Origin of the sequence: Microbacterium sp. M3, from assembly GCF_033548675.1 — a bacterium.
Lineage (GTDB): Bacteria > Actinomycetota > Actinomycetes > Actinomycetales > Microbacteriaceae > Microbacterium > Microbacterium arthrosphaerae.
The window spans coordinates 383,375-407,469 of sequence record NZ_JAWTZT010000001.1 but is presented as its reverse complement, the minus strand read 5'-3'; the positions used below and the strand labels follow the sequence as shown (position 1 = coordinate 407,469).

Annotated in this window: 20 protein-coding genes; 9 read left to right on the top strand and 11 right to left on the bottom strand. The window is 70.3% G+C overall.

Annotated elements, in window-relative coordinates:
- Nucleotides 1-17 precede the first annotated feature (17 nt).
- The 5 genes from R8Z57_RS01810 to R8Z57_RS01790 are packed head-to-tail and all read right to left on the bottom strand — an operon-like array spanning nucleotide 18 to nucleotide 8,029.
- Entirely contained in the window at nucleotides 18-1,238 is a 1,221-nt protein-coding gene (locus tag R8Z57_RS01810; RefSeq protein WP_318352044.1) for a nitrate/nitrite transporter, read from the bottom strand.
- Nucleotides 1,235-2,020, bottom strand: a complete 786-nt coding sequence (gene narI / locus R8Z57_RS01805) for a respiratory nitrate reductase subunit gamma (protein ID WP_318352043.1) — start codon at nucleotides 2,018-2,020, stop codon at nucleotides 1,235-1,237. Before narI ends, R8Z57_RS01810 begins: the two co-directional genes overlap by 4 nt.
- Nucleotides 2,017-2,643: a nitrate reductase molybdenum cofactor assembly chaperone gene (gene narJ, locus R8Z57_RS01800; protein ID WP_318352042.1), complete on the bottom strand. Its 627-nt coding sequence runs from the start codon at nucleotides 2,641-2,643 to the stop codon at nucleotides 2,017-2,019. Before narJ ends, narI begins: the two co-directional genes overlap by 4 nt.
- Nucleotides 2,640-4,322 (bottom strand): nitrate reductase subunit beta, encoded by a 1,683-nt coding sequence (narH, locus tag R8Z57_RS01795; protein WP_318352041.1) that lies wholly within the window; start codon nucleotides 4,320-4,322, stop codon nucleotides 2,640-2,642. Before narH ends, narJ begins: the two co-directional genes overlap by 4 nt.
- Nucleotides 4,322-8,029: a nitrate reductase subunit alpha gene (locus R8Z57_RS01790; protein ID WP_318352040.1), complete on the bottom strand. Its 3,708-nt coding sequence runs from the start codon at nucleotides 8,027-8,029 to the stop codon at nucleotides 4,322-4,324. Before R8Z57_RS01790 ends, narH begins: the two co-directional genes overlap by 1 nt.
- Before the next feature lie 531 nt (nucleotides 8,030-8,560).
- Here R8Z57_RS01790 and R8Z57_RS01785 point away from each other — a divergent pair.
- Nucleotides 8,561-9,022: a hypothetical protein gene (locus R8Z57_RS01785; protein WP_318352039.1), complete on the top strand. Its 462-nt coding sequence runs from the start codon at nucleotides 8,561-8,563 to the stop codon at nucleotides 9,020-9,022.
- A gap of 35 nt (nucleotides 9,023-9,057) precedes the next feature.
- On the opposite strand, the gene R8Z57_RS01780 is transcribed toward R8Z57_RS01785, so the two are convergent.
- Nucleotides 9,058-10,542 (bottom strand): serine/threonine-protein kinase, encoded by a 1,485-nt coding sequence (locus R8Z57_RS01780; protein ID WP_318352038.1) that lies wholly within the window; start codon nucleotides 10,540-10,542, stop codon nucleotides 9,058-9,060.
- 197 nt (nucleotides 10,543-10,739) lie between these two features.
- Nucleotides 10,740-11,402, bottom strand: a complete 663-nt coding sequence (locus tag R8Z57_RS01775; protein ID WP_318352037.1) for a fasciclin domain-containing protein — start codon at nucleotides 11,400-11,402, stop codon at nucleotides 10,740-10,742.
- A 226-nt stretch (nucleotides 11,403-11,628) separates the two neighbouring features.
- Between R8Z57_RS01775 and R8Z57_RS01770 the strand changes: the two genes are divergently transcribed.
- From R8Z57_RS01770 to R8Z57_RS01740, 7 genes are all read left to right on the top strand, one after another.
- Nucleotides 11,629-13,356, top strand: coding sequence for a cytochrome c biogenesis protein CcdA (locus tag R8Z57_RS01770; RefSeq protein ID WP_318352036.1), 1,728 nt, complete (start codon nucleotides 11,629-11,631; stop codon nucleotides 13,354-13,356).
- A gap of 44 nt (nucleotides 13,357-13,400) precedes the next feature.
- Entirely contained in the window at nucleotides 13,401-14,003 is a 603-nt protein-coding gene (sigK, locus tag R8Z57_RS01765) for an ECF RNA polymerase sigma factor SigK (protein ID WP_318352035.1), read from the top strand.
- Complete coding sequence (locus R8Z57_RS01760) at nucleotides 14,000-14,824, top strand: anti-sigma factor (RefSeq protein WP_318352034.1); 825 nt, start codon at nucleotides 14,000-14,002, stop codon at nucleotides 14,822-14,824. The genes sigK and R8Z57_RS01760 overlap by 4 nt, the downstream gene beginning before the upstream one ends.
- 140 nt (nucleotides 14,825-14,964) lie before the next feature.
- Nucleotides 14,965-15,312 carry a helix-turn-helix transcriptional regulator gene (locus tag R8Z57_RS01755; RefSeq protein WP_318352707.1) on the top strand — a complete coding sequence of 116 codons (348 nt, stop codon included), beginning with the start codon at nucleotides 14,965-14,967 and terminating at the stop codon, nucleotides 15,310-15,312.
- An 83-nt stretch (nucleotides 15,313-15,395) separates the two neighbouring features.
- Nucleotides 15,396-15,803: a VOC family protein gene (locus R8Z57_RS01750; protein ID WP_318352033.1), complete on the top strand. Its 408-nt coding sequence runs from the start codon at nucleotides 15,396-15,398 to the stop codon at nucleotides 15,801-15,803.
- A 72-nt stretch (nucleotides 15,804-15,875) separates the two neighbouring features.
- Nucleotides 15,876-16,514 carry a DNA-directed RNA polymerase subunit beta gene (locus tag R8Z57_RS01745; RefSeq protein WP_318352032.1) on the top strand — a complete coding sequence of 213 codons (639 nt, stop codon included), beginning with the start codon at nucleotides 15,876-15,878 and terminating at the stop codon, nucleotides 16,512-16,514.
- 1,355 nt (nucleotides 16,515-17,869) lie between these two features.
- On the top strand, nucleotides 17,870-18,757 hold the full coding sequence (locus R8Z57_RS01740) for an aminodeoxychorismate lyase (RefSeq protein ID WP_318352031.1): 888 nt from the start codon (nucleotides 17,870-17,872) through the stop codon (nucleotides 18,755-18,757).
- 149 nt (nucleotides 18,758-18,906) lie between these two features.
- On the opposite strand, the gene pstB is transcribed toward R8Z57_RS01740, so the two are convergent.
- The 4 genes from pstB to pstS all read right to left on the bottom strand — a co-directional run bounded on the left by pstB (nucleotide 18,907) and on the right by pstS (nucleotide 22,961).
- Nucleotides 18,907-19,686, bottom strand: a complete 780-nt coding sequence (pstB, locus tag R8Z57_RS01735; RefSeq protein ID WP_318352030.1) for a phosphate ABC transporter ATP-binding protein PstB — start codon at nucleotides 19,684-19,686, stop codon at nucleotides 18,907-18,909.
- 32 nt (nucleotides 19,687-19,718) lie between these two features.
- Entirely contained in the window at nucleotides 19,719-20,825 is a 1,107-nt protein-coding gene (gene pstA, locus R8Z57_RS01730) for a phosphate ABC transporter permease PstA (RefSeq protein WP_318352029.1), read from the bottom strand.
- Nucleotide 20,826: 1 nt separating this feature from the next.
- On the bottom strand, nucleotides 20,827-21,771 hold the full coding sequence (gene pstC, locus R8Z57_RS01725) for a phosphate ABC transporter permease subunit PstC (protein ID WP_318352028.1): 945 nt from the start codon (nucleotides 21,769-21,771) through the stop codon (nucleotides 20,827-20,829).
- A 71-nt stretch (nucleotides 21,772-21,842) separates the two neighbouring features.
- Nucleotides 21,843-22,961 (bottom strand): phosphate ABC transporter substrate-binding protein PstS, encoded by a 1,119-nt coding sequence (gene pstS, locus R8Z57_RS01720; RefSeq protein ID WP_318352027.1) that lies wholly within the window; start codon nucleotides 22,959-22,961, stop codon nucleotides 21,843-21,845.
- Between the two features lie 239 nt (nucleotides 22,962-23,200).
- On the opposite strand from pstS, the gene R8Z57_RS01715 reads away from it, so the two are divergent.
- Nucleotides 23,201-24,094: a hypothetical protein gene (locus R8Z57_RS01715; RefSeq protein WP_318352026.1), complete on the top strand. Its 894-nt coding sequence runs from the start codon at nucleotides 23,201-23,203 to the stop codon at nucleotides 24,092-24,094.
- Nucleotide 24,095 lies beyond the last annotated feature (1 nt).

Genomic DNA, 24,095 nt, shown 5'->3' with positions numbered 1-24,095 from the left:
TCGCTCCCTCCCCGACCTCACGCCGCCTGGCGCCCCCTGCGCGCCAGGAAGATCACGAAGGCCAGGGCCGCGAGCGCGGTGAGGCACAGCAGGCTGAGCCCGATCGTGTAGCTGTGCGCCTCGGCGTTGTAGGTGGCGCCCATGACGAGCGGCGGGAAGTAGCCGCCGAGGCCGCCGGCCGCGCCGACGATGCCGGTGACCGTGCCGACGCGCTCGGCGGGCGCGCGCTGGGCCACCCACGTGAAGACGGCGCCGGTGCCGAGACCGAGGAACAGGGCCATGAGCACGAACGAGGCTCCCGCGGCCAGTTCGGGCGGCGGCTGCAGCGCGATCACGACGGCCATCACGGCGGCGCCGCCGAGCGAGATGCTCAGCACCGTGGCCGGGCCGATGCGGTCGGAGAGCCAGCCTCCCACCGGCCGGGCGATCACGGCGGCGATGGCGAAGCCCGCGGTCCGGGCGCCGGCGTCGGCCAGGTCGTACCCGTAGACCTCCTTGAGGTAGGTCGGCAGGTACGTCGAGAACGCGACGAAGCCGCCGAAGGTCACGGCGTACAGGAACGCCATCTGCCAGGTCACCGCGAGCTTGGATGCCGCCTTGAGCTTGGGCATTACCGGCGCCGTGTTGGGGTTCCACAGCGGCGAATCCCGCATGAACAGCCACACGATGACGGCGACCACCAGCAGCGCGCCCGCGATGATGAGGTGGGTCGCGACGTACCCGAACCACGCCACCATCCGCGGCGTGAAGAACGACGACAGCGCGGTCCCGCCCATCCCGGCGCCGAAGAGCCCGGTGGCGAAGCCGCGCTTGGCCGGCTCGTACCAGGCATTGACGAAGGGGATGCCGATCGCGAAGGTCGTGCCGGCGATCCCGAGGAGGAACCCGAACGCGATCATGAGCGGGTACGACCCCCACACGCCCGCGAGCGCCACCAGCACGACGGGCACGGCCGACGCCGCCGTGAGGATCGTGAACATGAGGCGACCGCCGAACCGGTCGGTGAACGCGCCCGTGAGGATGCGTCCGAGCGAGCCGACGAGCACCGGGGTCGCGATGAGCAGCGACGCCTCGGTCGAGGTCAGCCCCATCTCGGCGGTGTACTGCACGGCCAGCGGCGCCACCATGTTCCACGCCCAGAACGTGATGGTGAAGGCCAGCAGGGCCAGCAGCAGGTTCTTGGTGCGCCCGGGCAGCGCCTGGGTTCCGGCTGCGGCGGTGGCGGCATCCGTGGTCATCGTCGTCCTCCCTTGCCTGCGGTGGTCGAAGCCTTGCGGTCGGGGGTGCGGTCGGTCGTTCCCACCGGCGCCCAGCCGCGCCGGATGCCGCGGGCCGTCGTCGGACGCCCGTCGCGCGAGCGGTACACGATGTACGGCCGGAACAGGTAGTGCACGGGTGCGGTGAACGCGTGCACGAGCCGCGTGAACGGCCAGATCATGAAGAGCACCATGCCGATCACGGTGTGGATCTGGAAGTCGAGCGACGCCTCGCTCATCGCCGCGATGTCCGGCTGGAAGACGAACAGCGACCGGAACCAGGGCGCCACGGTCTCGCGGTAGCCGACCTCGTGCGGCGGGCCGATCACACTCAGCACGGTGGTCGCCAGGCCCGCGACGATCGCGGCCACCAGCACCACGTACATCGTCTTGTCGTTCGTCGTCGTGGCCATGAAGACGGGCCCCGTGGTGCGGCGGCGGTAGATCAGGATGCCGACGCCGACGAGCGTCGCGATGCCCGCCACCGTGCCGAGCCCGAGGGCGGCGAGGTGGTACATGTCCTCCGAGACACCGAGCGCGTCGGTCCACGCCTTGGGGATGACGAGCCCGACGACGTGGCCGATGATCACGACGAGGATGCCGAAGTGGAAAAGGGGTGAGCCGATCCGCAGCAGCCGCGACTCGTACAGCTGCGAGGAGCGCGTGGTCCAGCCGAACTGGTCGTAGCGGTAGCGCCAGATCGTGCCGCCGATGAGCACCGCGACCATGACGTAGGGGAGGATGCCCCACAGGAAGAGGCTCATCGCCGCCCTCCGACTGGTTCCAGCGGCAGCAGCCGCGGATCATGCGCGTCCAGCCCCACCGACTCGCGTGGCGGCCCGGCTGCGGCCATCGCCATCGCCTGCTGGCGGTCGGCGGGGGAGCGCCCGGGCAGCGTGTCGCAGACCGCCGCGACGACCCCGGCGTACGGCGAGCCGCGTTCGGCGAGAGCGAGCCGGATGAGCTCGAGGCTCGGCCGGTACTCCTGCAGCAGCGCGGCACCCTCCTGCGGGGCGTGGCGCGCGAACTCCAGCACGAGCGGGAGGAAGTCGGGGAGTTCACCGGTGCCCTCGATCGCGAGTCCGGCCTCGCGATAGCGGCGCTTCAGGTCGGCGAGCACGGCGCCTCGCCGGCGGGTGTCGCCGTCGGTCCAGTAGCTCAGGTACAGCGCATGGCGCCGCGACATGTCGAACACGTCGACGTAGCTCGCCTGCACCTCCGCCGCCGGCGTGCCGGCCCACCATTCGAGAAGAGGAGCGAAGGATGCCGCGGCCCGCGGCGCCGCCTCCCGCAGGGCGGCGTCGATCATCGGCGCCGACCCGCGCACGGTGTCGTCGGGGTAGCTCAGGCACAGCGACGCCGCCTGATAGACCACCCGGACGTTCACGACGGGCCTCCGGCGGAGGCATCCGTCTTCGGAGGGAACAGTCCCGGCGGCGCGCCGTTGCCGTCCCAGTTCAGCAGATTGACCCGACCGCGCAGCGTCTCTGCGCTCGCCGGCTCGTCGGACGTCTGGCGTTCCTTCAGCGCGTGGAACGTCTCCACCGCGACGGGCACCGGGCGCCCGCTCGCCTCGCCGAACATGCCGGGATCGTTGCCGTACGGACCGCCGTCGAAGTCGAGGGAGCACCCCAGCTCCTCGAGCTCGTGCGCGCGCTCGTAGTGCGCGGTGGGGATGACGTAGCGGTCTTCGTACTTGGCGATCGCGAGCAGCCGGTACATCGCGTAGATCGACTCGCCGGTCATGCCGACCGCCTCCGGGATCGACTCGTCGCGCTCGCGGTCGAGCGTGATGTCGCGCAGGTACGACCGCATGGCGGCGAGCCGCCACAGCACGCCCGTGATGATGTCGGTCTCACCCGCGGTGAAGAGCTCGGCCAGGTACTCGACCGGGATGCGCAGAGCCTCGATGGCCCCGAACAGGGTGCCGGCCGCTTCCGAGTCGTGCCCCTGGTCGCGCAGCAGGTCGACAATGGGCGACAGCGGCGGGATGTACCAGACCATCGGCATCGTGCGGTACTCGGGGTGCAGCGGCAGCGCGACGCGGTAGGTCTTCGCCAGGGCGTAGACGGGGGAACGGCGCGCGGCATCCATCCAGTCCTCCGGGATGTCGCCCTGCGCGCGGACCGCCGCGATCACCTCGGGGTCGTTCGGGTCGAGCATGAGGTCGAGCTGCGCCTCGTAGAGGTCCTTCGGGTCGGGCGTCGAGGCCGCCTCCGTGACGCGGTCGGCGTCATAGAGGAACAGGCCGAGGTACCGGAGGCGCCCGACGCACGTCTCGGAGCACACCGTCGGAAGGCCGACCTCGAGCCGGGGGTAGCACATGGTGCACTTCTCGGCCTTGCCCGTCTTGTGGTTGAAGTAGATCTTCTTGTACGGGCAGCCGGTGATGCACTGTCGCCATCCGCGGCAGCGGTCCTGGTCGACGAGCACGATGCCGTCTTCGGCCCGCTTGTAGATCGCGCCCGACGGGCACGACGCCATGCACGACGGGTTGAGGCAGTGCTCGCAGATCCGCGGCAGGTAGAACATGAAGGTCTTCTCGAACTGCAGCTTGATCTTGTCTTCCGACTCGCGGCGCACCCGTTCGACGATGGGGTCGAGGTGGCCCATCTCGCTGGCCCCGCCGAGGTCGTCGTCCCAGTTGGCCGACCAGGTGATCTTGGTGTCCTCACCGGTGATGAGGGACTTCGGCCGCGCCACCGGGAAGTCGTCGCCCAGCGGCGCGTCGATGAGCGTCTCGTAGTCGTAGGTCCAGGGCTCGTAGTAGTCCTCGAGCTTCGGCTGCACCGGCGACGAGAAGATGGTGAGGAGCCGCTTCAGCCGGCTGCCGGTGCGCAGCGACAGGCGGCCGCGCTTGTTCAGCATCCAGCCGCCGCGCCATTGCTCCTGGTCCTCGTAGCGGCGCGGGTAGCCCTGGCCGGGGCGTGTCTCGACGTTGTTGAACCACACGTACTCGGTGCCCGCGCGGTTCGTCCACGCCTGCTTGCACGTGACCGAGCAGGTGTGGCATCCGATGCACTTGTCGAGGTTCATCACCATGCCCATCTGGGCCATCACGCGCATCAGAACACCACCTCCTGGCTGCGGCGGCGCACCGTGGCCACCATGTCGCGCTGGTTCCCCGTGGGGCCGAGGTAGTTGAAGGCGTACGAGAGCTGCGCGTACCCGCCGATGAGATGCGTGGGTTTGACGAGCAGCCTCGTGACGGAGTTGTGGATGCCGCCGCGCCGTCCGGTCGCCTCGGACTTCGGCACGTCGATCGTGCGCTCCTGGGCGTGGTGGACGTAGACCACGCCGGTCGGCATGCGGTGCGACACGATCGCCCGAGCCACGAGCACGCCGTTGGAGTTGACGCACTCGACCCAGTCGTTGTCGGCGGCGCCGATGGCCGCGGCATCCGCCGGGCTCATCCAGACCGTGGGGCCGCCGCGCGAGAGCGACAGCATGAAGAGGTTGTCCTGGTACTCCGAGTGGATCGACCACTTCGAGTGGGGCGTGAGGTAGCGCACCACGACCTGCTGCGCGCCGTCGGGACCGAGCTTGGGCTCGCCGAACAGGCGGTTCATGTCGAGCGGGGGACGGTAGATCGGGAGCGCCTCGCCGAGGTCGCGCATCCACGCGTGGTCGAGGTAGAAGTGCATGCGGCCCGTCAGCGTGTGGAAGGGCTTCAGACGCTCGATGTTCACCGTGAAGGGCGCGTACCGGCGGCCGCCGGTCTCCGAGCCCGACCACTCCGGCGACGTGATTACCGGCACGGGGGCTGCCTGCGTCATCGCGAACGTGATGCGCTTCTCCTCCGAGCCCTCGGCGAGGTCGGCGAGCGGCTTGCCGACCCGCTTCTCGAGCGTGCGGAAGCCCTGCGCCGCGAGCTCGCCGTTCGTCGTGCCCGAGAAGGCGAGGATCGCCTCGGCCATCTTCACGTCGGTGTCCATCGCCGGCCGCCCGTCCGCCGCGCCGCCGAGCATGACCCCGTTCTTCTGACCGAGCCGCTCGACCTCGTGCGACACGTCGTAGGTGACGTTCTTGATCGTGAACCCGAGCTTGTCGGCCAGTGGGCCGACCGCGCCGAGTTTGTCGGCGATCGCGGTGTAATCGCGCTCGACGACGGCGAACTGCGGCATCGTCCTGCCCGGCACCCCGGCCCCATCGCCGCGTGCCCAGTCGCGCACCTCCCCGCCGGGCTGCGACGTCTCACCCGGGGTGTCGTGCTGCATCGGCACCGAGACCAGGTCGCGGCGCGTGCCGAGATGCGTGCGCGCCTGGGCCGAGAACTCCACGGCGATCGCGTGGAAGAGGTCGAAGTCGCTCTTCGCCTCCCAGGGCGGGTCGATCGCGGGCGTGAACGCGTGCACGAACGGGTGCATGTCGGTCGACGAGAGGTCGTGCTTCTCGTACCAGGTGGCGGCGGGGAACACGACGTCCGACAGCAGCGTGGTGGAGGTCATCCGGAAGTCGGCCGACACCAGCAGGTCGAGCTTGCCCTCGGGGATCTCATCGCGCCAGATCACGTCGTTCGGCCGCACGCTCGCCTCGTCGGTGGCCATGACGTTGCTGTGCGTACCCAGCAGGTACTTGAGGAAGTACTCGTTGCCCTTCGCGCTCGATCCCATCAGGTTCGACCGCCACAGAGTGAGCAGGCGCGGCCAGTTCTCGGGGGCATCGACGTCGGCGATCGCGGGGCGCAGGTCGCCCGACTGGAGCTTCGAAGCGACGAAGGATGCCGCATCCGGCGTCTCCCCGTTCGCCACCGCGGCGTCGGCCTGGTCTGCGAGGTCGAGCGGGTTGACGTCGAACTGCGGGTAGAACGGCATCCAGCCGAGTCGCGCGGACTGCGCGATCGTGTCGGCGGTGTGCATGCCGGCGAGGTTGCCCTCGGCCAGCGGCGAGGCGAGCGCGTCGGCGGAGTAGCCGTCGAAACGCCATTGGTCGGTGTGCATGTACCAGTAGGCGGTGCCGATCATCGTGCGGGGCGGCCGCGACCAGTCCAGCGCGTTCGCGAGCGAGAGCCAGCCCGTGATCGGACGGCACTTCTCCTGCCCGACGTAGTGCGCCCAGCCGCCGCCGTTACGACCCATCGACCCGGTGAGGATCAGCAGCGCGAGGATTGCGCGGTAGGTCGCGTCGCCATGGAACCACTGGCAGATGCCGGCGCCCATGATGATCATCGACCGGCCGTTCGACTCGACGGCGTTCGCGGCGAACTCGCGGGCGATGCGCCTGCAGGCCTGCGCCGGCACGCCGGTGATCTCCTCCTGCCAGGCCGGAGTGTACGGCGACTCGGCGTCGTCGAACCCGGTAGGCCAGTCGCCGGGCAGCCCGTCGCGGGAGACGCCGTACTGGGCGAGCATGAGATCGAGGACGGTGGTGACGAGGATGCCGTCGACCCGCGTCGCGGGGACCCCCCGGCGCAGCACTGCACCCTCGCCGTCTGCAGAGTCGAAGCGGGGGAGGAGCACCTCGACCGCTTCCGGCGCTGTGGCCGTGGCGGGGAGGTCGGCGATGGACAGCGCCGGCTCCACCCCCTCGAGGTCCAGGTTCCAGCGCCCTTCGCCGGAGGCGGCGTACCGGAACCCCATCGAGCCGTTCGGCACCCGAGGAGCGGCGGTGGCGGCATCCAGCACCACCGTCTTCCATTCGTCCTCCGGGGTGTCGCCGCCGAGGTCCTTCGAGGTGAGGAAGGTGCCGGGCAGGTACGCGCCGTCTCGCTCGGTGAGCCGCACGAGGTGAGGCAGGTCGGTGTACTGCCGCGCGAAGTCGGCGAAGAACGGCACCCGGCGGTCGACGTAGTTCTCCTTGAGCACGACATGGCCCATCGCCATCGCGAGGGCGGCGTCGGTGCCGGCCTGGCAGGGCAGCCACTCGTCGGCGAACTTGGTGTTGTCGGCGTAGTCGGGACTCACCGTCACGACCTTGGTGCCGCGATAGCGCACCTCGGCCATCCAGTGCGCGTCGGGCGTGCGGGTGACCGGCACGTTCGAGCCCCACATCATGAGGTAGGTCGCATCCCACCAGTCACCGGACTCGGGCACGTCGGTCTGGTCGCCGAACACCTGCGGGCTCGCGACGGGCAGGTCGGCGTACCAGTCGTAGAACGACGTCATGACGCCGCCGATGAGCTGGGTGAAGCGGGTGCCGATGCAGTGCGACACCATCGACATCGCCGGGATCGGCGAGAATCCGGCCACCCTGTCGGGGCCGTACTCCTTGATGGTGTGGACGTAGCCGGCGGCGACGAGCTCGACCGCCTCCCGCCACGACGCGCGGACCAGTCCGCCCTTGCCGCGGGCCTGCTGATACCGCCGTCGCGTCTCGGGGTTCTTCGTGATCTCGCCGAACGCGAGCACGGGGTCGCCCGTCCGCGCCTTGGCCGCCCGGTACTCCTCGAGCAGTACGCCGCGCACGTACGGGTAGCGCACGCGGGTGGGGGAGTACGTGTACCACGAAAAAGCGGCCCCGCGGGGGCAACCGCGGGGCTCGTATTCGGGACGGTCGGGACCGACGCTGGGGTAGTCGGTCTCCTGGGCCTCCCACGTGATGATGCCGTCCTTGACGTACACCTTCCACGAACAGGACCCCGTGCAGTTCACGCCGTGGGTGGACCGCACGACCTTGTCGTGACTCCACCGGTCGCGGTAGAAGGCATCCCCTTCGCGTCCGCCCTCGAGGAACGCGGCCCGATGGTCGGCGGTCTCGTCCCGCCTGGTGAAGAACCGCCCTGCAGCCAGCAGAGCATCGGAAGCCGGACCGTCCACACCGATACGGGGCGTCATGTCTCGGACCCTAGCGAAAGGTCCGGACGCTCCGAAAGGGGGCACGGGATGCCTTTTCCCGACGTTCCCGCCGGGTTTCATCCGCCACGGAAACGGTGGTGCCCCCACAGGGGCTCGAACCCTGGACCCACGGATTAACCTGCTGCACTGAGTTTCCCCAGCCACCGTCTCCGGCTTGCAGTCTGGACTATATCTTCACCTTCGGCCGAGCCGGTCAGGTGCGCCGCGTGTAGTCTCTGAGGTTCCCTTGCGGTTACCTGCTGATTACCCAATCCCGGCGGATTGTCACTGCCGGTGTCGTCAGACACCTGGCGAGTACCGCGGGCTCTCAGGGCGTCCCAGCATATAGCGGCGGTCATCCGACGCATTTCTGCGCCGGCGCTCCATTTTGTTGTGTTGAAGTCCGTTGCTCTAACCAACTGAGCTATAGGGGCGTGTCCACCCTAGCAACCGATCCGGCGGGGCGGAGCGTCGGTGGCGCTCCCTACGATTCGGAGTACCAACGCTCACCGGAATCAGGAGGCACTCGAGATGAAGGTCTGCGGCACGTGCCGGCAGTCGAAGGCGGTCACGGAGTTCAATCGCAAATCGGCACGAGTCGACGGACTCCAGGAGGTTTGTCGCGAGTGCAACCGCAAGTCGTCGCGTGAATACTATGCGCGCAATCGTGAGCACCACGTGCAGGTCATCGTCGAACGCACCGCCAGGCGTCGCATCGAGGCGAAGTCGTTCCTCGTCGGCTATCTCCGGGACAACCCGTGCGTCGATTGCGGAGTGACCGACCTCCGGGTTCTCGACTTCGACCACAGGCCGGGTACCACGAAGCGAAAAGACGTGATGGCGATGGTCAAGGAAGGCTTCAGCATCCCCAAACTGTGGGAGGAGATCGAGAAGTGCGACGTGCGCTGTCGCAACTGTCACGCCATCGCGACGCTCGAACGTGGCGGCCACAACTGGCGATCCGCGGCCATGCGACAGAGCAGCAAACCGTAGGGCTCAGAGCGTCGCACAGAGGGGCCTATGCCCGGTCAGCGGTTGCCGCGTCCGTTGCCGCTGTTGCTGCCCGGGCCGTTGCCGTTGCCGTTGCCGTTGTTGTTGCCGGGACCGCTGTTGTCGCTGCCGCCCCCGCCGGTGTCGGCGGGCGGGGCCTCGACCGGCGTGACGTCCTCGGCGGGAGTGACATCCTCCACGGGCGCGTTCGCCGGCGCCTCCTCCACCGGCGTCTCCTCGGCGGGAGCCTCCTCGGTCGGCGTGGCGGGTGACTGCTCCTCGACGGGTGACGTCGGCGCCGGCTCGGGCGAGGGCAGCCAGCTGTTCGCGAACCAGAGCGTGCCGAGCGCCAGGAGGAGCGCGAGGAGGGCCGCCAGCACGGCTCCGATCACGAGAACCCGGCGGGAGGGCCGGCGCTCGTCGTCCGGCACAACGGGGAGCGCCCGGGCGGAGGTCGTGGCATCCGCGTCCGCAGTCCCGGCCGCCGCAGCCGACGCCGCCAGACGGGCGTCGCGCCGCAGCATCCCGTTCCCGCCGGTCGCCCCGCTCGAAACGGGGGGCGCGGGGACGGGCGGGAGCGCGGTGAAGACCTGCGTCGGCCCGGTGGCGGGAGCACTGACGACAGCCGCGACCGGCGCCGTCGACGGGTCGGCCTTCTCGCGCGCGAGGGCGTTCTCCATCGCCGCCAGGCGCGACGCCGTGGTCACGACCTCGAGCGCGGTGGGCCGGTCGTCGGGGCGGATCGCCGTCATCCCGCGCAGCAGGCCCTGCCACGACGGATGCAGGGATTCCGGGATCTTCGGCGCCGATGACAGCCGCGCGACCACCGTGCCGATGCCCTCGGCGTCGCCGAACGGGCGCTCGCCGGTGAGCGACTCGATGAGCAGGAGGCCGAACGCGTAGATGTCGGCGGGCGGCGCCGGTATGCCGCCGCGAGCCTGCTCGGGCGCGACGTAGGCCATCGTGCCGACGATGACACCCGGCGTCGTCACGCGAGCCGAGTCCATGAGGTACGCGATGCCGAAGTCCGCCAGCTTCGCGCGCCACTCCCAGCCGGGCCGCGGCGACGACCACAGCAGCACGTTCGACGGCTTGATGTCGCGATGGACCACGCCGTGCTCGTGGGCGACGTGCAGGCCCTCGGCGATGTCGATCGCGATGGAGGCCACGATCCTCGGGTCGACCGGCCCGCGCTCGATCAGGTCGCGCAGGGTGATGCCGTCGACGTGCTCCATGACGAGGTAGCTCGTCTCGTCCGAGCCGACACGGGCGTCGAAGACGGTGACGAGCGAGTGGTGGCTGAGGGAGGCCAGAAGCGTCGTCTCCGACAGGGCACGCTCGACCGAGTCGATGCCGTCGGTCGGCTCGCGGAACACCTTCACCGCGACCGACCGCTGCAGATGGATGTCTTCGGCGCGATAGACGCGGGCCATGCCGCCCTCGCCGATCCGCTCCTGCAGCTTGTACCGGTGGTCGAGCAGCTCGCCTGTCGAGACTTCACCCGACTCGCGCAGGTCTGTCACGTGTCCTCCCGCCCGGCGTCCGCACCCCTCCGGCATGGCTCCGGGCCCACGATCACGTTAGGTCTGCGGCATCCGTGACGGGATGCCCTTGACGAGGCCGCCGTTGCATGCAAGACGGCCGACGAGGCCGTCGGCGCCACCTCGCAGGCGCTGACGGCCTCGCGGCCCCCCGGATGCCGGCCCCCCGCCGGCGACGGTCACTGTGCCGGAGGCATCAGGACCGAGTCGATGAGGTAGACGGTGGCGTTCGCGGTCTGCACGCCGCCGCAGATGACGTTGGCGTCGTTGACCATCCACATGTCGCCCTCGCCCGTCACCTCGAGGTCCGCGCCCTGCACCGTGGTGTGGGTGCCGGCGATGTCAGCGGGCTCGATCTGCCCGGGAACGACGTGGTACGTGAGGATCGACGACAGCGTGGCGGTGTCGGTCTTGAGCGCCTCGATGGTCGCGGGGTCGATCTTCGCGAAGGCCTCGTCCACCGGCGCGAACACGGTGAACTCGTCGCCGTTCAGTGTGTCGACGAGGTCGACCTCGGGGTTGAGCTGCCCGCTGACCGCCGCGACGAGCGTGGTCAGGAGCGGGTTGTTGGATGCCGCGACCGCGACGGGATCCGCCGACATACCCTCGATCGAGCCGTCGCCATCAGGAACCGCCTCCGCGTAGTCGGCGCAGCCCGGGCCGACGAGGTTCGCGGCGGGGTCGGCATCCATCATCGGCTCTTCGGTCTCCATCGGAGCGGAGCTCGGCTCTTCCGACGGCTCGGCGGCGGTGCCGCCCATCGAGCAGGCGGACAGGGCGAACGTGGCTGCGAAGGCCAGGGCGAGACCCGCCGACACGCGCTTCCGGGTGATTCGGGACATGACTTCCTCCTCTGTGAGGCCCACGTGGGCTGCCGCTGGCAGTCCCGCTGTCGGGGCATTGCCGCCGGGTGGCGGCGTCAGGAGGGTTTCGGAGGCTTCCGGGGATCGGATTGGACGGATGCCGCAACCGGCCCCCGCCCGGCGGTTCCGCCTCATCGGGGCGCCCGATGTCCAATCCGAATCACGGTGGCGGCGCGAACAAGCGATGCAACTCGAGGGGGAAGACATGTCGCTTGTCATCATCGGCCTGCTGGGCGGACTCATCACCGGGATCTCGCCGTGCATCCTGCCGGTGCTCCCGGTGATCTTCCTCACGGGCGGCGCGCAGTCCGCGGATTTCGAGGGCGGATCGGGCAAGCCGGCGGCCGTCTCGCGGTGGCGGCCCTACCTCGTGATCCTCGGCCTCGTCGTGAGCTTCACCCTCGTCACGCTGCTCGGCACGCTGCTGCTGGGGCTGCTGAACCTCCCGCAGGACGTCATCCGGTGGTTCGGCATCGCGGTGCTCGTGCTCATCGGCGTCGGACTGATCGTGCCGCGGTTCGAGCAGGTGCTCGAGAAGCCGTTCCAGCGGCTGGCGTCGCGCCGCGAGGTGCAGAACCGCGGCAGCGGCTTCGGGGTGGGGCTCGCCCTCGGCACGGTGTTCGTGCCGTGCGCCGGGCCGGTGCTCGCCGCGATCATCGTCGCCGGTGCCACCGGGCGCATCGGCCTCGACACGGTCCTGCTGACGCTGTCGTTCGCGGTCGGCGTCGCCGTGCCGCTGCTGTTCTTCGCCCTGGCCGGGCGCGGGCTCGTGCAGCGCATCCGGGCGTTCCGCACGCGGGAGCGCGGCATCCGCATCGCGGCCGGCGTGGCGATGCTGGCGCTCGCCGTGGGGCTGGCGTTCAACGTGCCGCAGCAGCTGCAGCGCCTCGTACCCGACTACACCGCGAACCTCCAGCGCGATCTCACCGACAACCCGGACGCCCGGCGCGCGCTCGACCTCGGAGGCCTCGTCACGGACGAGAACGAAGACCTCGATCAGTGCTCCAACGGCGCCGAGGAGCTCGAGTCGTGCGGCACCGCGCCGAGCATCCGCGGCATCGAGGCGTGGCTCAACACGCCGGGCGGTGCGGGCATCGACCTCGACGACCTCCGCGGCCAGGTCGTGCTCATCGACTTCTGGGCCTACTCGTGCATCAACTGCCAGCGGAGCATCCCGCACGTGGTCGCGTGGGACGAGGCCTACCGTGACGCCGGACTCCAGGTCATCGGCATCCACTCCCCGGAGTACGCGTTCGAGAAGGACGCCGGCAACGTGGCGGCGGGAGCACGGGACTTCGGCATCACGTATCCCGTGGCCCTCGACAACTCACTCTCGACGTGGACGAACTACCGCAACCGCTATTGGCCGGCGCACTACCTGATCGACGCCGAGGGCGTCGTCCGGCACATCGCCTTCGGCGAGGGCAACTACGCCGCGACCGAGAAGCTCATCCGCGAGCTGCTCCAGGACGCCGACCCCGGTGCCGACCTGCCGGCCGCGACGGACGTCGTCGACCGGACGCCCGAGTCCGGCACGCGTACGCCCGAGACCTTCCTCGGCTCTTCAAAGGATGTGAACTACGGCGGCGAGGGCGCGTACCGCGCGGGGGAGCGCGCGTACGCGTTCCCCGCCGACCTGCCGGCCGACAGCTTCGCGCTCGAGGGGCAGTGGCGCATCGAGACGCAGTACGCCACGCCCGCCGGCGACGGCGGTGGCGGCATCCGTCTCTCCTTCCGCGCCGACGAGGTGCGCATGGTCCTGGCAGGCGAAGGAGAGGTGCGCGTGCGGGTCGGTGACGGAGAAGAGCGCGTGATCCGGGTGTCGGGCACGCCCCGCTCGTACGCCGTGGTCGAGGACTTCGGCGGCGGCGCGGGCGAACTCGAGGTGGCGGTGTCACCGGGCGTCGAAGCCTACTCGTTCACCTTCGGGTGAGCCAGCGGGCGCGCTGCGAACCGGACGAGGGGAAGGAGTAGGGCATGCTGGTGGACATGGTGATCGACGGTGTGGACGTCCTCGAGGACTCCTCCGATCCCGTCGACCACGTCGGCGAGCTGCTGCAGCGCGTGTCGGCCGGCGACCAGGCCGCCTTCGCGCGGGTGTACGACATGCTCTCGCCGCGCGTCTTCGGACTGATCCTCCGTGTGCTCGTCGACCGCGCACAGAGCGAGGAGGTGCTCCAGGAGGTCTTCCTCGAAGTCTGGCGATCCGCTTCGCGCTTCGCTCCGAACAAGGGGCAGGGGAGATCCTGGGTGCTCACGATCGCGCACCGCCGAGCCGTCGACCGCGTGCGGGCGTCGCAGGCGAGCAGCGATCGCGACGTCCGCGTCGGGTTCCGCGATCTCGACGTCGCCCACGACGGCGTCGCCGAGCAGGTGGAGCTGCGTGTGGAGGCCGAGCGGGTGACGGCGGCGCTGCGGACTCTTCCCGAAGCGCAGCGAGAGGCGCTGACTCTCGCTTATTACGGTGGCTACAGTCAGAGCGAGATCGCGGCACTTCTGGGGGCGCCGCTGGGCACGATCAAGACGAGGATGCGGGATGGACTGTCCCGCCTGCGCGTGGAAATGGGGGTGACGGCATGAACGAGCAGGAGTTCGCAGAACTCGCAGCGGGCTATGCGCTGCACGCGCTGACCCCGCAGGACCGTGCCGCCTTCGATGCCGCGCGCGCCGCCCACCCGGAGTGGGAGCACTGGATCGAGACGGATGCCGAGACCGCCGCGGCGCTCGGATACGCCGTCGCCGACGCGCTCCCGCCGCTGACGATGCGGTCGTCGCTCCTCTCCCAGATCTCCGCCATGCCGCAGCTTCCCGACCTGGACGCCGCCGCCGCTGCCGAGGCGGCGCCGCGAGAGCGCTGGGTCGAGCCCGAGCCGGAGGAGCCCGACGCGCCCTTCGTCGAGCCCGCGCCCACGACGACGACGATCCAGGCGGTCGAGCGCCGCAACTGGACCCGCGGGCTGCTCGCGCTCGCCGCGTCCGTCGCGCTCCTCGTCGTGCTGGGGTTCGGCGCGGCGACGGTGAACGAGTACGTCAACCGTCCGCCGGAGGTCGTCGCCCTGCAGCAGATCGAGGACGCACCCGATTCGCAGACCGCCACGGCGCAGCTCACCGACGGCGGCACGGCGACCGCGCACTGGTCGGCGTCGGTCGGGCAGGCGGTGCTGGTGACGACCGGACTGCCCGCCCTCGCCGACGACCAGTCGTTCGAGATGTGGTTCGTGCGCGACGGCCAGGCCGTCTCGGCCGGCACGTTCGAGCCGCGGGCGGGTGGCGAGACCACGGCTCTCCTGGACGGCACGGTGCAGGAGGGCGACACCATCGCGGTGACGGTGGAGCCCGTGGGCGGCGCGCCGGACGGGCAGCCCACGTCCGACCCCATCGTCGCGATCCCCACGGCCTGACGGATCCGAGGGCGGCGGGTCTGCTGCTGGCCTTGCCGGCCCCGGTTCAGCGCGCCGGAGGCTGGCGCTAGCCTGGTGCCGTGGCATCCGCCTCGCAGACCACCAGGACCCTCGTGCACCTGCGCCGCGCCCGCGACCTCATGGACCGCGACTACGCGCAGCCCCTCGACGTGCCCACGATGGCGACCGCCGCGCTCATGTCTCCCGCGCACTTCTCGCGCGAGTTCAAGGCGGCGTACGGCGAGACCCCGTACGCGTACCTCATGACCCGGCGCATCGAGCGGGCCATGGCGCTGCTGCGCGAGGGGATGTCGGTGACGGATGCCTGCACCACCGTCGGTGCGACCTCGCTCGGCTCGTTCAGCTCGACCTTCACCGAGATCGTCGGCGAGACTCCGAGCGCGTATCGCGCGCGGCCGCACGACGCGGCGGAGGCGATGCCGCTGTGCGTGGCGAAGATCCTGACGCGCCCGACGCGATACGCCTGAGCGGCGCCGCCCGGTCGGCGGCGGCCGGGAATCGAGCAGGATCGGAGAAGCACCGCCGCTCGGGCGACCGTAGCGTGGCTGACATGACGAACATCGCGCTGGCGTACAGCCCCATCACCGTCGACGACGTCGACGCCGCCATCCCCTTCTACCGAGACGGTCTCGGGCTCGAGGTCGTGAACGACGTGTCGTACGACGGCCACCGCTGGGTGAGCTTCGGCTTCCCGGGTCAGCCCGGTCTGTCGCTCGTGATCTCCGACCCGACCGCCGGGCGCTCGCCCGAGGACGGCGAGGCCCTCGAGCGCCTGGTGGTGAAGGGCTCGGGCCCGGGGCCGTACGTGTTCACGACGTCCGACCTCGACGCCACCTTCGAGAAGCTGCGCGCGTTCGGTGCCGAGGTGCTGCAGGAGCCCAAGGAGCAGGGCTGGGGGCCCCGTGACGCCGCGTTCCGCGACCCCGCCGGCAACCACATCCGCATCAACCAGGTGTGAGCCGTGTGCCTGCCCTGGGCCGCCGCGCTGCAGCGCGAGCCGGCGTTGGTGGCGGCGGGTAGCCTGGGAGGGATGAGCGACTCGTCCCGGGAATTCCACAAGCCCGTTCGCCGGCCGGCCGAGCTCTTCGACCGCCTGTTCGCGGCCGAGGACCCGGCGGAGGTGTCGCGTGTCGCGCACACGACCGCGCACGCGCTGCTCGCCCGGGTGCGGGCCGACCCCGACGGCGCCATCGTCGACCGGCTGGTCGCGTTCACCGACGAGAACGGCATCGACGACATCGCCGAGCTGTGGTCGCGGTCGCCGGCGAAGACCCTGCCCGGTGCCCTGTGGCGCCTGTACCTGGTGCAGCTCATGATCCACGACGATCCCCGGACGGCCGCGCTGCTGTACGAGCGCGGCCGAGCCGAGCTGGCCTCGGCCGACGACGTCGTGGCCGGTGCGCCGTCTCCCGCCGGCCCTGACGAGCTCGTCGCCCTGGTCGACACGATCCTGCGCGGCCTCTTCGAGGGCGACTTCGCGGTGGCGCTCGACCGCGCAGCGGCGTTCTGCCGCGTGCAGGCGTCGGGTGCGACGCACGTCGCCGACGACTACGAGGCCACCGAGCCGGAGCGTGCGTCCTCGTTCACCACTCGTGCGCTGCGCCTGTCGGACTACGGCGCCGACCTCTCGGCCTGCGCCGCCCTGTGGCGCCGCGACGCCCTGACCTGACGCATCCGTCCGGCCCGTCTCGCCGCGCTGTGTTCGTCGCCGCAGCGGCGGAGATCGGCATTGTCTCGGGCTTCTGTCGCCGCCGCAGTGTCGGAGACCTGCGTCGCGTCGGGGTCGATGTGGCGGGGGGGTCCGACCGGGTGGTTTTTCCCGACCCTTTGTTTCTGGATGCCTTGGGCTGAGGCAGCCGTGTCGCCCGCGGGTCGCCGCCGCAGTGTCGGAGATCTGCGTTGCGTCGGGGCCGATGTGGCTGGGGGGTCCGACCGGGTGGCTTTCTCCGACCCTGTGGTGCCGGGGTGCCTTGGGCTGAGGCATCCGTGTCGCCCGCGGGTCGCCGCCGCAAGGTCGGAGACCTGCGTCGCGTCGGGGCCGATGTGGCGGGGGGGTCCGACCGGGTGGTTTTCTCCGACCCTGTGGTGCCGGGGTGCCTTGGGCTGAGGCATCCGTGTCGTCCGCGGGTCGCCGCCGCAAGGTCGGAGACCTGCGTCGCGTCGGGCCGGATGCGGCGGTGGGGTCCGACCGGGTGGTTTTCTCCGACCTTGTGGTTCCGGATGCCGTGGGCTGAGGCATCCGTGTCGCCCGCGGGTCGCCGCCGCAAGGTCGGAGACCTGCGTCGCGTCGGGCCGGATGTGGCGGTGGGGTCCGACCGGGTGGTTTTCTCCGACCCTGTGGTTCCGGATGCCTTGGGCTGAGGCATCCGTGTCGCCCGCGGGTCGCCGCCGCAAGGTCGGAGATCTGCGTCGCGTCGGGGTCGATGTGGCTGGGGGGTCCGGCGGGGCGGTTTTCTCCGACCCTGTGGTTCCGGGGCGCGCTGGGTGGAGGCATCCGTCCCGTCGGGGTGTCGCCGCCGCAGTGTCGGAGATCTGCGTCGCGTCGGGCCGGATGCGGCTGTGGGGTCCGGCGGGGTGGTTTTCTCCGACCCTGTGGTGCCGGGGCGCGCTGGGTGGAGGCATCCGTCCCGTCGGGGTGTCGCCGCCGCAGTGTCGGAGATCTGCGTCGCGTCGGGCCGGATGCGGCTGTGGGGTCCGGCGGGGTGGTTTTCTCCGACCCTGTGGTTCCGGGTTCCTCGGGCTGAGGCATCCGTCCCCCCGCGTTTCGTCGCCATAAGGTCGGAGATCGGCATCGTGTCGGGGTTGATGCGGCGGTGGGGTCCGACCGGGTGGTTTTCTCCGACCCCGTGGTGCAGCGCCCCGCGACCCGAAACGTCCGCAGGCATGGAAGTGCCGGGCCGCAGAACGCCTCTCGGCGCGGCGCCGCTCGAAGCGGCAAATTTTGGAGCCCGGGGTTACTGCGGCCCGGCCATCACAGTCTAACGGAGGCGGAGGGGAGGGTATTCCCCGGCCTATGCTCGTGCCATGGCTTGGCGCTTCGCTCTCGTGATCGATCCGGCGGCAGCGGGCGATGCCCGCACCGACTTCGGCGACACCTTCACCCCCATCGACGTGGCGGCACCGGCGCTGAGCGTGGGGGAGATGAGCACCCAGCGCGGCGACGGCATCTTCGAGTCCATCGGAGTCGTCGACCGGCACGCGCAGGAGGTGGGGCCGCACCTCGACCGCCTCGCGCACTCAGCGCGGCTGTGCGACCTGCCCGCGCCGCACCTCGAGCAGTGGCGGCAGGCCGTCGCGATCGCCGCGGAGCACTGCCCGCCGGAGGGCGAGGCGGTGATCAAGCTGATCCTGAGCCGCGGGGTGGAACACGGTCCCACGCCGACCGCGTGGGTGACGGCTGCCGAAGCGCCCGACAACTCCGCGGTCCGCGACCGCGGCATCCGCGTCGTGACCCTCGACCGCGGCTACGGCATCGATACGCCGGCCCGGGCGCCATGGCTGCTGCTGGGAGCCAAGACGCTCTCGTACGCGGTCAACATGGCGGCGATCCGCGAGGCCAAGCGGCGCGGCGCCGACGACGCGGTGTTCATCTCGTCGGACGGCTTCGTGCTCGAGGCTCCGACGGCCTCGCTGATCCTGCGCATCGACGGACGCTTCGTCACCCCGGCTCCGAACGGCGGCATCCTGCACGGCACGACGCAGCTGAGCCTCTTCGCACACCTCGAAGAGGGCGGTTCCGAGACCGCCTACGAGACGATCCCGGTGACGGACCTCGAGAAGGCGGATGCCGCGTGGCTGGTGTCGAGCGTTCGCCTGGCCGCGCCCATCCGGGCCGTCGACGGGCGCGAGCTGGCGGTCGACGCCGAGTTGACGGCATCCTTCAACCGCTACCTGCTCACTCCTCGCGACTGATCCGCGAACGACGAAGCCCTTCGCCATGCGGCGAAGGGCTTCGTCGAAACCGGACCGGATTCGGTTGTCCGCCTGCGGCGGTCAGCCGTGTCTCGATACGCTCGTGCCTCGCTACTCGACAACCGGATTCGGGTGTCCGCCTGCGGCGGTCAGCCGAATCGGCCGGAGACGTAGTCCTCGGTGGCCTGCACGGACGGGGTCGTGAAGATCGCCTTCGTCTCGTTGTACTCGATGAGCTTCCCGGGCTTGCCGGTGCCGGCGATGTTGAAGAACGCCGTCTTGTCGCTCACGCGCGAGGCCTGCTGCATGTTGTGCGTGACGATGACGACGGTGTAGTCGTTCTTCAGCTCGCCGATGAGCTCCTCGATGGCGTAGGTCGAGATCGGGTCGAGGGCCGAGCAGGGCTCGTCCATGAGGATGACCTCGGGCGAGACGGCGATCGCGCGCGCGATGCACAGGCGCTGCTGCTGACCGCCCGAGAGGCCCGAGCCCGGCTTGTCGAGGCGGTCCTTGACCTCGTTCCACAGGTTCGCCCCGCGCAGCGACTTCTCGACGAGGGCGTCGGAGTCCGACTTCGACATCTTCTTGTTGTTGAGCTTGACGCCCGCCAGTACGTTCTCCTTGATCGACATCGTGGGGAATGGGTTGGGGCGCTGGAACACCATTCCGACCTGCCGGCGCACGAGCACGGGGTCGACGTTCGCGCCGTAGAGGTTGTCGCCGTCCAGCAGCACCTCGCCCTCGACGCGGGCGCCGGGGATCACCTCGTGCATGCGGTTCAGGGTGCGCAGGAACGTCGACTTGCCGCAGCCGGAGGGGCCGATGAAGGCGGTGACGCTCCGCGGCTCGATGTCGAGCGAGACGCCCTCGACGGCCAGGAAGTCGCCGTAGTAGACGTTGAGATCGTTGACTTCGATGCTCTTGGACATGATTTCTGCCAGTGCTTTCGGGTAGGGGAGGCTCAGCGGCCCAGCTTCGGGGAGAACACCTTCGCGACGATGCGCGCGACGAGGTTCAGCACCATGACGATGACGATGAGGACGAGCGCGGCCGACCAGGCGCGGTCGATGTAGGCCTGCGCGGGGATGCCCTGGTTCATGTACTGCGAGTACGCGAACACCGGAAGCGTCATCATGCGGCCGTCGAACAGGTTGTAGTTCATCGAGGTGGCCACACCCGCGGTGAGCAGGAGGGGCGCAGTCTCGCCGATGACGCGCGAGATCGAGAGCATGACGCCCGTCGTGATGCCCGCCACCGAGGTCGGCAGGACGACCTTGGCGATCGTGCGCCACTTCGGCACGCCGAGTGCGTACGACGCCTCGCGCAGCTCGTTGGGCACGAGGCGCAGCATCTCTTCGGTCGAGCGGACCACGACGGGGATCATGAGCACCGAGAGCGCGATCGAGCCCATGATGCCCATGCGGATGCCGGGGCCGAAGATGAGCGCGAACACCGCGTAGGCGAACAGGCCGGCCACGATCGACGGGATGCCGGTCATGACGTCGACGAGGAAGGTGATGCCCTGTGCGAGCCGTCGGCCGTTGCCGTACTCCACGAGGTAGATCGCGGTGAAGATCCCGATCGGGATCGAGATGACTGCGGCGGCGAGCGTGATGAGCAGGGTGCCCACGATCGCGTGGAGCGCGCCTCCGCCCTCGCCGACCACGTTGCGCATCGACGAGTTGAAGAACTCCGCCGAGAGGCCGGCGACGCCGTTGACGATGACCGTCACAGCGACCGACACCAGCGGCACCATGGCGACGCCGAACGCGATGGTCACGACGCCCGTCACGAGACGATCGACGGCCTTGCGGCGCCCCTCGACCAGCGCCGAGATGAGGGTGATGAGCACGAGGTAGAGCACGGCGCCCACGACGGCCCAGCCGGCGAGGTTGAACGACTCGCCCGAGCCGAGGGTGGGGATCGCGAAGACCGCGGCGCTCACGGCGGCGCTGACGGCGAGGATGCCCCAGGGCGCCCACTTCGGCAGGCGGCCGCTGGTCAGGCGCGGGGTCTCGCGGTGGGACGCCGACTGCGGCGCCTGGGGAGGAGCGATCGTCGAGGTCATGTCAGTTCGCTCCCGAGAATTCCTTGCGGCGGCTGACGATCCATCGGGCGATGGCGTTGACCGCGAAGGTGACGATGAAGAGGATGAGGCCGGTCGCGATCAGCACGTTGACGTTCACGCCGTAGGCCTCGGGGAAGGTCAGCGCGATGTTCGCGGGGATCGTGCCGGGGTTCTCGGACGTGAAGAGCTGGAAGGTCACGACGTTGGCGACCGAGAGCACCATGGCCACGGCCATGGTCTCGCCGAGCGCGCGGCCGAGACCGAGCATCGAGGCCGACACGATGCCGCTGCGCCCGAACGGGAAGACGGCCATGCGGATCATCTCCCAGCGCGTGGCGCCGAGGGCGAGCGCGGCCTCTTCGTGGAGGACCGGGGTCTGCAGGAAGATCTCGCGGCAGATCGCCGTGATGATCGGGACGACCATGACGGCCAGGACGATGGCGGCGGTGAAGATGGTGCGTCCGGTGCTGGAGACCGTGCCGCCGAAGAGTGGGAACCAGCCCATGTTCGCGTTCAGCCAGGCGTAGACGGGCTGCACGGCGGGGGCGAGCACCATGATGCCCCACAGGCCGAAGACGACCGAGGGCACCGCGGCGAGCAGGTCGACGATGTAGCCGAGACCCTGCGCGAGGCGGCGCGGCGCGTAGTGGGAGATGAAGAGCGCGACGGCGACCGCGAGCGGGACGGCCATCAGCAGCGCCAGGAAGGAGGCCCACACGGTGCCGAAGGCGAGCGGCCAGACGTACTCCCAGAAGTTGCCCGAGAGGATGCTGGCGTTCTCACTCGTGGCGGTGATACCCGGGATCGACTGGATGATGAGGAAGATCGCGACGGCGGCGAGGGTGACGAGGATCATCACGCCCGCTCCGAGCGCGGTTCCGGAGAACCAGCGGTCGCCCGGCCGCTGCTTGACCTTTGCCGCCGGGGCGGTGGTGGTCGTGGTCATGGTGTCCTTCTGGTTCGGGTTTCACGGGTGTACCCGGCCCGGTTGCGGAAACCGGGCCGGGTACGTGGGTCTTACTCCGTGACGATCGTGTCGATCGCGGCGTCGATCTGCTCGCGCAGCGAGTCCGAGATCGGGGCGTTGCCCGCGGCGGCAGCCGCAGCGTCCTGGCCCTCGGGGCTCGCGATGTACTGGAGGTAGCCCTTGACGATCGGCGCGACGGCCGCGTCGGCGTACTCCTGGCACGCGATCATGTAGCTCACGAGGACGATCGGGTAGACGCCGGCCTCCTCCGAGGTGCGGTCCAGCGCGATGGCGAGGTCGCCCTCGCCGCGGCCCTCTTCGAGGGGCGATGCGTCGACGATCGCGGCCGCGGCCTCGGGCGAGTACTCGACGAACTCGTCGCCGACCTTGACGGCGGCGGTCGACAGGCCCTCCTCGGCAGCGCGCGACGCATCGGCGTAGCCGATGGTGCCGTTGCCGCCGGCGACCGCCGAGACGACGCCCGAGGTGCCCTGGGCGGCCTCACCGGCGACCGGGGTCGACGGCCACACGCCATCCGCCTCGAAGGTCCACACGTCGGGTGCGGCCTGGCCGAGGTAGTCGGTGAAGTTCTCGGTGGTGCCCGAGTCGTCGGCGCGGTGCACCGGCGTCACAGCGAGGTCGGGGAGTGTCGCGTCGGGGTTCAGCGCGGCGATCGCCGGGTCGTTCCAGTTGGTGATCGTGCCGGCGAACAAGCCCGCCATGGTGGCCGCGTCGAGGTTGAGCTCGTCGACGCCCTCGATGTTGAAGATGACGGCGATCGGCGAGATGTAGGTGGGCAGCTCGAGGATGCCGGAGCCCTCGACGCACGCGTCGAACGGGCCTTCTTCGATCTCTTCGGCCGTGAAGGCACGGTCCGAACCCGCGAACGGGAACGCGCCGGCCTGGAACGACTCACGGCCCGCGCCGGAGCCGGCGGGGTCGTACGTGATGGTGACGTCGGGGTTGGCGGTCTGGAAGCCGGCGGTCCAGGCCTGGACCGCGACCTCCTGCGACGAAGCGCCACCACCGGCGATCTCGCCGGAGAGGTCCGACGCTGCGGTGGTCTCGTCGTTCGTGCTGCCGGTCGCCTCGTTCGCGGCGCAGCCGGCGAGAGCGAGGGCGGAAACAGCTGCGACAGCGCCCACCTGGGCGATGCGGGAGATCTTCACTGTGTGAATCCTTCACGTGTCAGGGAATTCGGCCGGATCGGCCTTCGGGTGCGAACCCGGTGCGGGGTTCGATCTGAAACGTAGGCTCGGACTCTTAAGAGACTGCGCTGCGCGGGTGAACGGAAGGTGAACGGGATGCCGACATCCATGCATCGGCATCGAGCTCGACCAGCCGGGATCCGCGGAATCCCGCGACATGCGAGGTCTGCCGTTCACCCGCGCCCGCTAAGGTGCCACGCATGAGCAAGACCACGAAGGCGCAGCGCAAGGCACTGGACGCGATCGACGACGCGGCGGCAGCCGCCCGGCAAGCCCGGAAGGTCGCGAAGACCCTCCCCGGGAAGCCGGCCAAGAAGCTCCGTGAGGTCGCCGCCGACACGATCGACGACGTCGACGTCTCGAAGAAGGCGCTGCGCAAGAACCCCGGCAAGGTCACGAAGAAGGCTCATCGCGCAGAAGAGCGCGTGCGCAAGGCCACCCGCGCGGCGATCGTGAAGGCGGAGAAGAAGGCGCGTCTGCGCGCCGAGGCCGAGCGCGCCGCCGCCGATGCCGCCGCGGCCGCCGAGGCGGCGAAGACGCGGGCGGCCGAGGCCAAGGCCCTGAAGAAGGCTGCTGCCAAGGCCGAGCGGGCGGCCGCGAAGGCCGAGGACGAGGCCCGCGACGCTGACCTGAAGCTCGAGCAGGAGATCGCCTCGGCACGGGAGACGGATGCCGCGGCCCCCGCGCCGGCGGTCGCCGCCGCGCCGTCCGAGCCTGCTGCACCGGCGCCTGCGGCCGTGGCCCCGGCGGCGCCCGCCACGACGTCGGCGGCCCCGACGACTGCCGCGCCCGCCAAACGCCCGGCCCCCGCGAAGCGCCCCGCGCCCGCCAAAGCCCCGGCGTCCGCGACGGCCGCCGCCCCGGCGAAGGCCGCCGCGCCGGCGAAGGCCGCCGCACCGGCGAAGGCCCCCGCACCGGCGAAGGCCGCGGCATCCGCGAAGGTCCCCGCGAAGGTGCCCGTGAAGAGTGCCCCGTCGGCGGATGCCGGGCTCGAGGCGCTCACCGTCGCGGAGCTGCGCGAGCGGGCCCGCGCCGCGGGCAGGACCGGCTACTCACGGCTCGCCAAGGCCGACCTGATCGCGCTGCTGTCCTGAC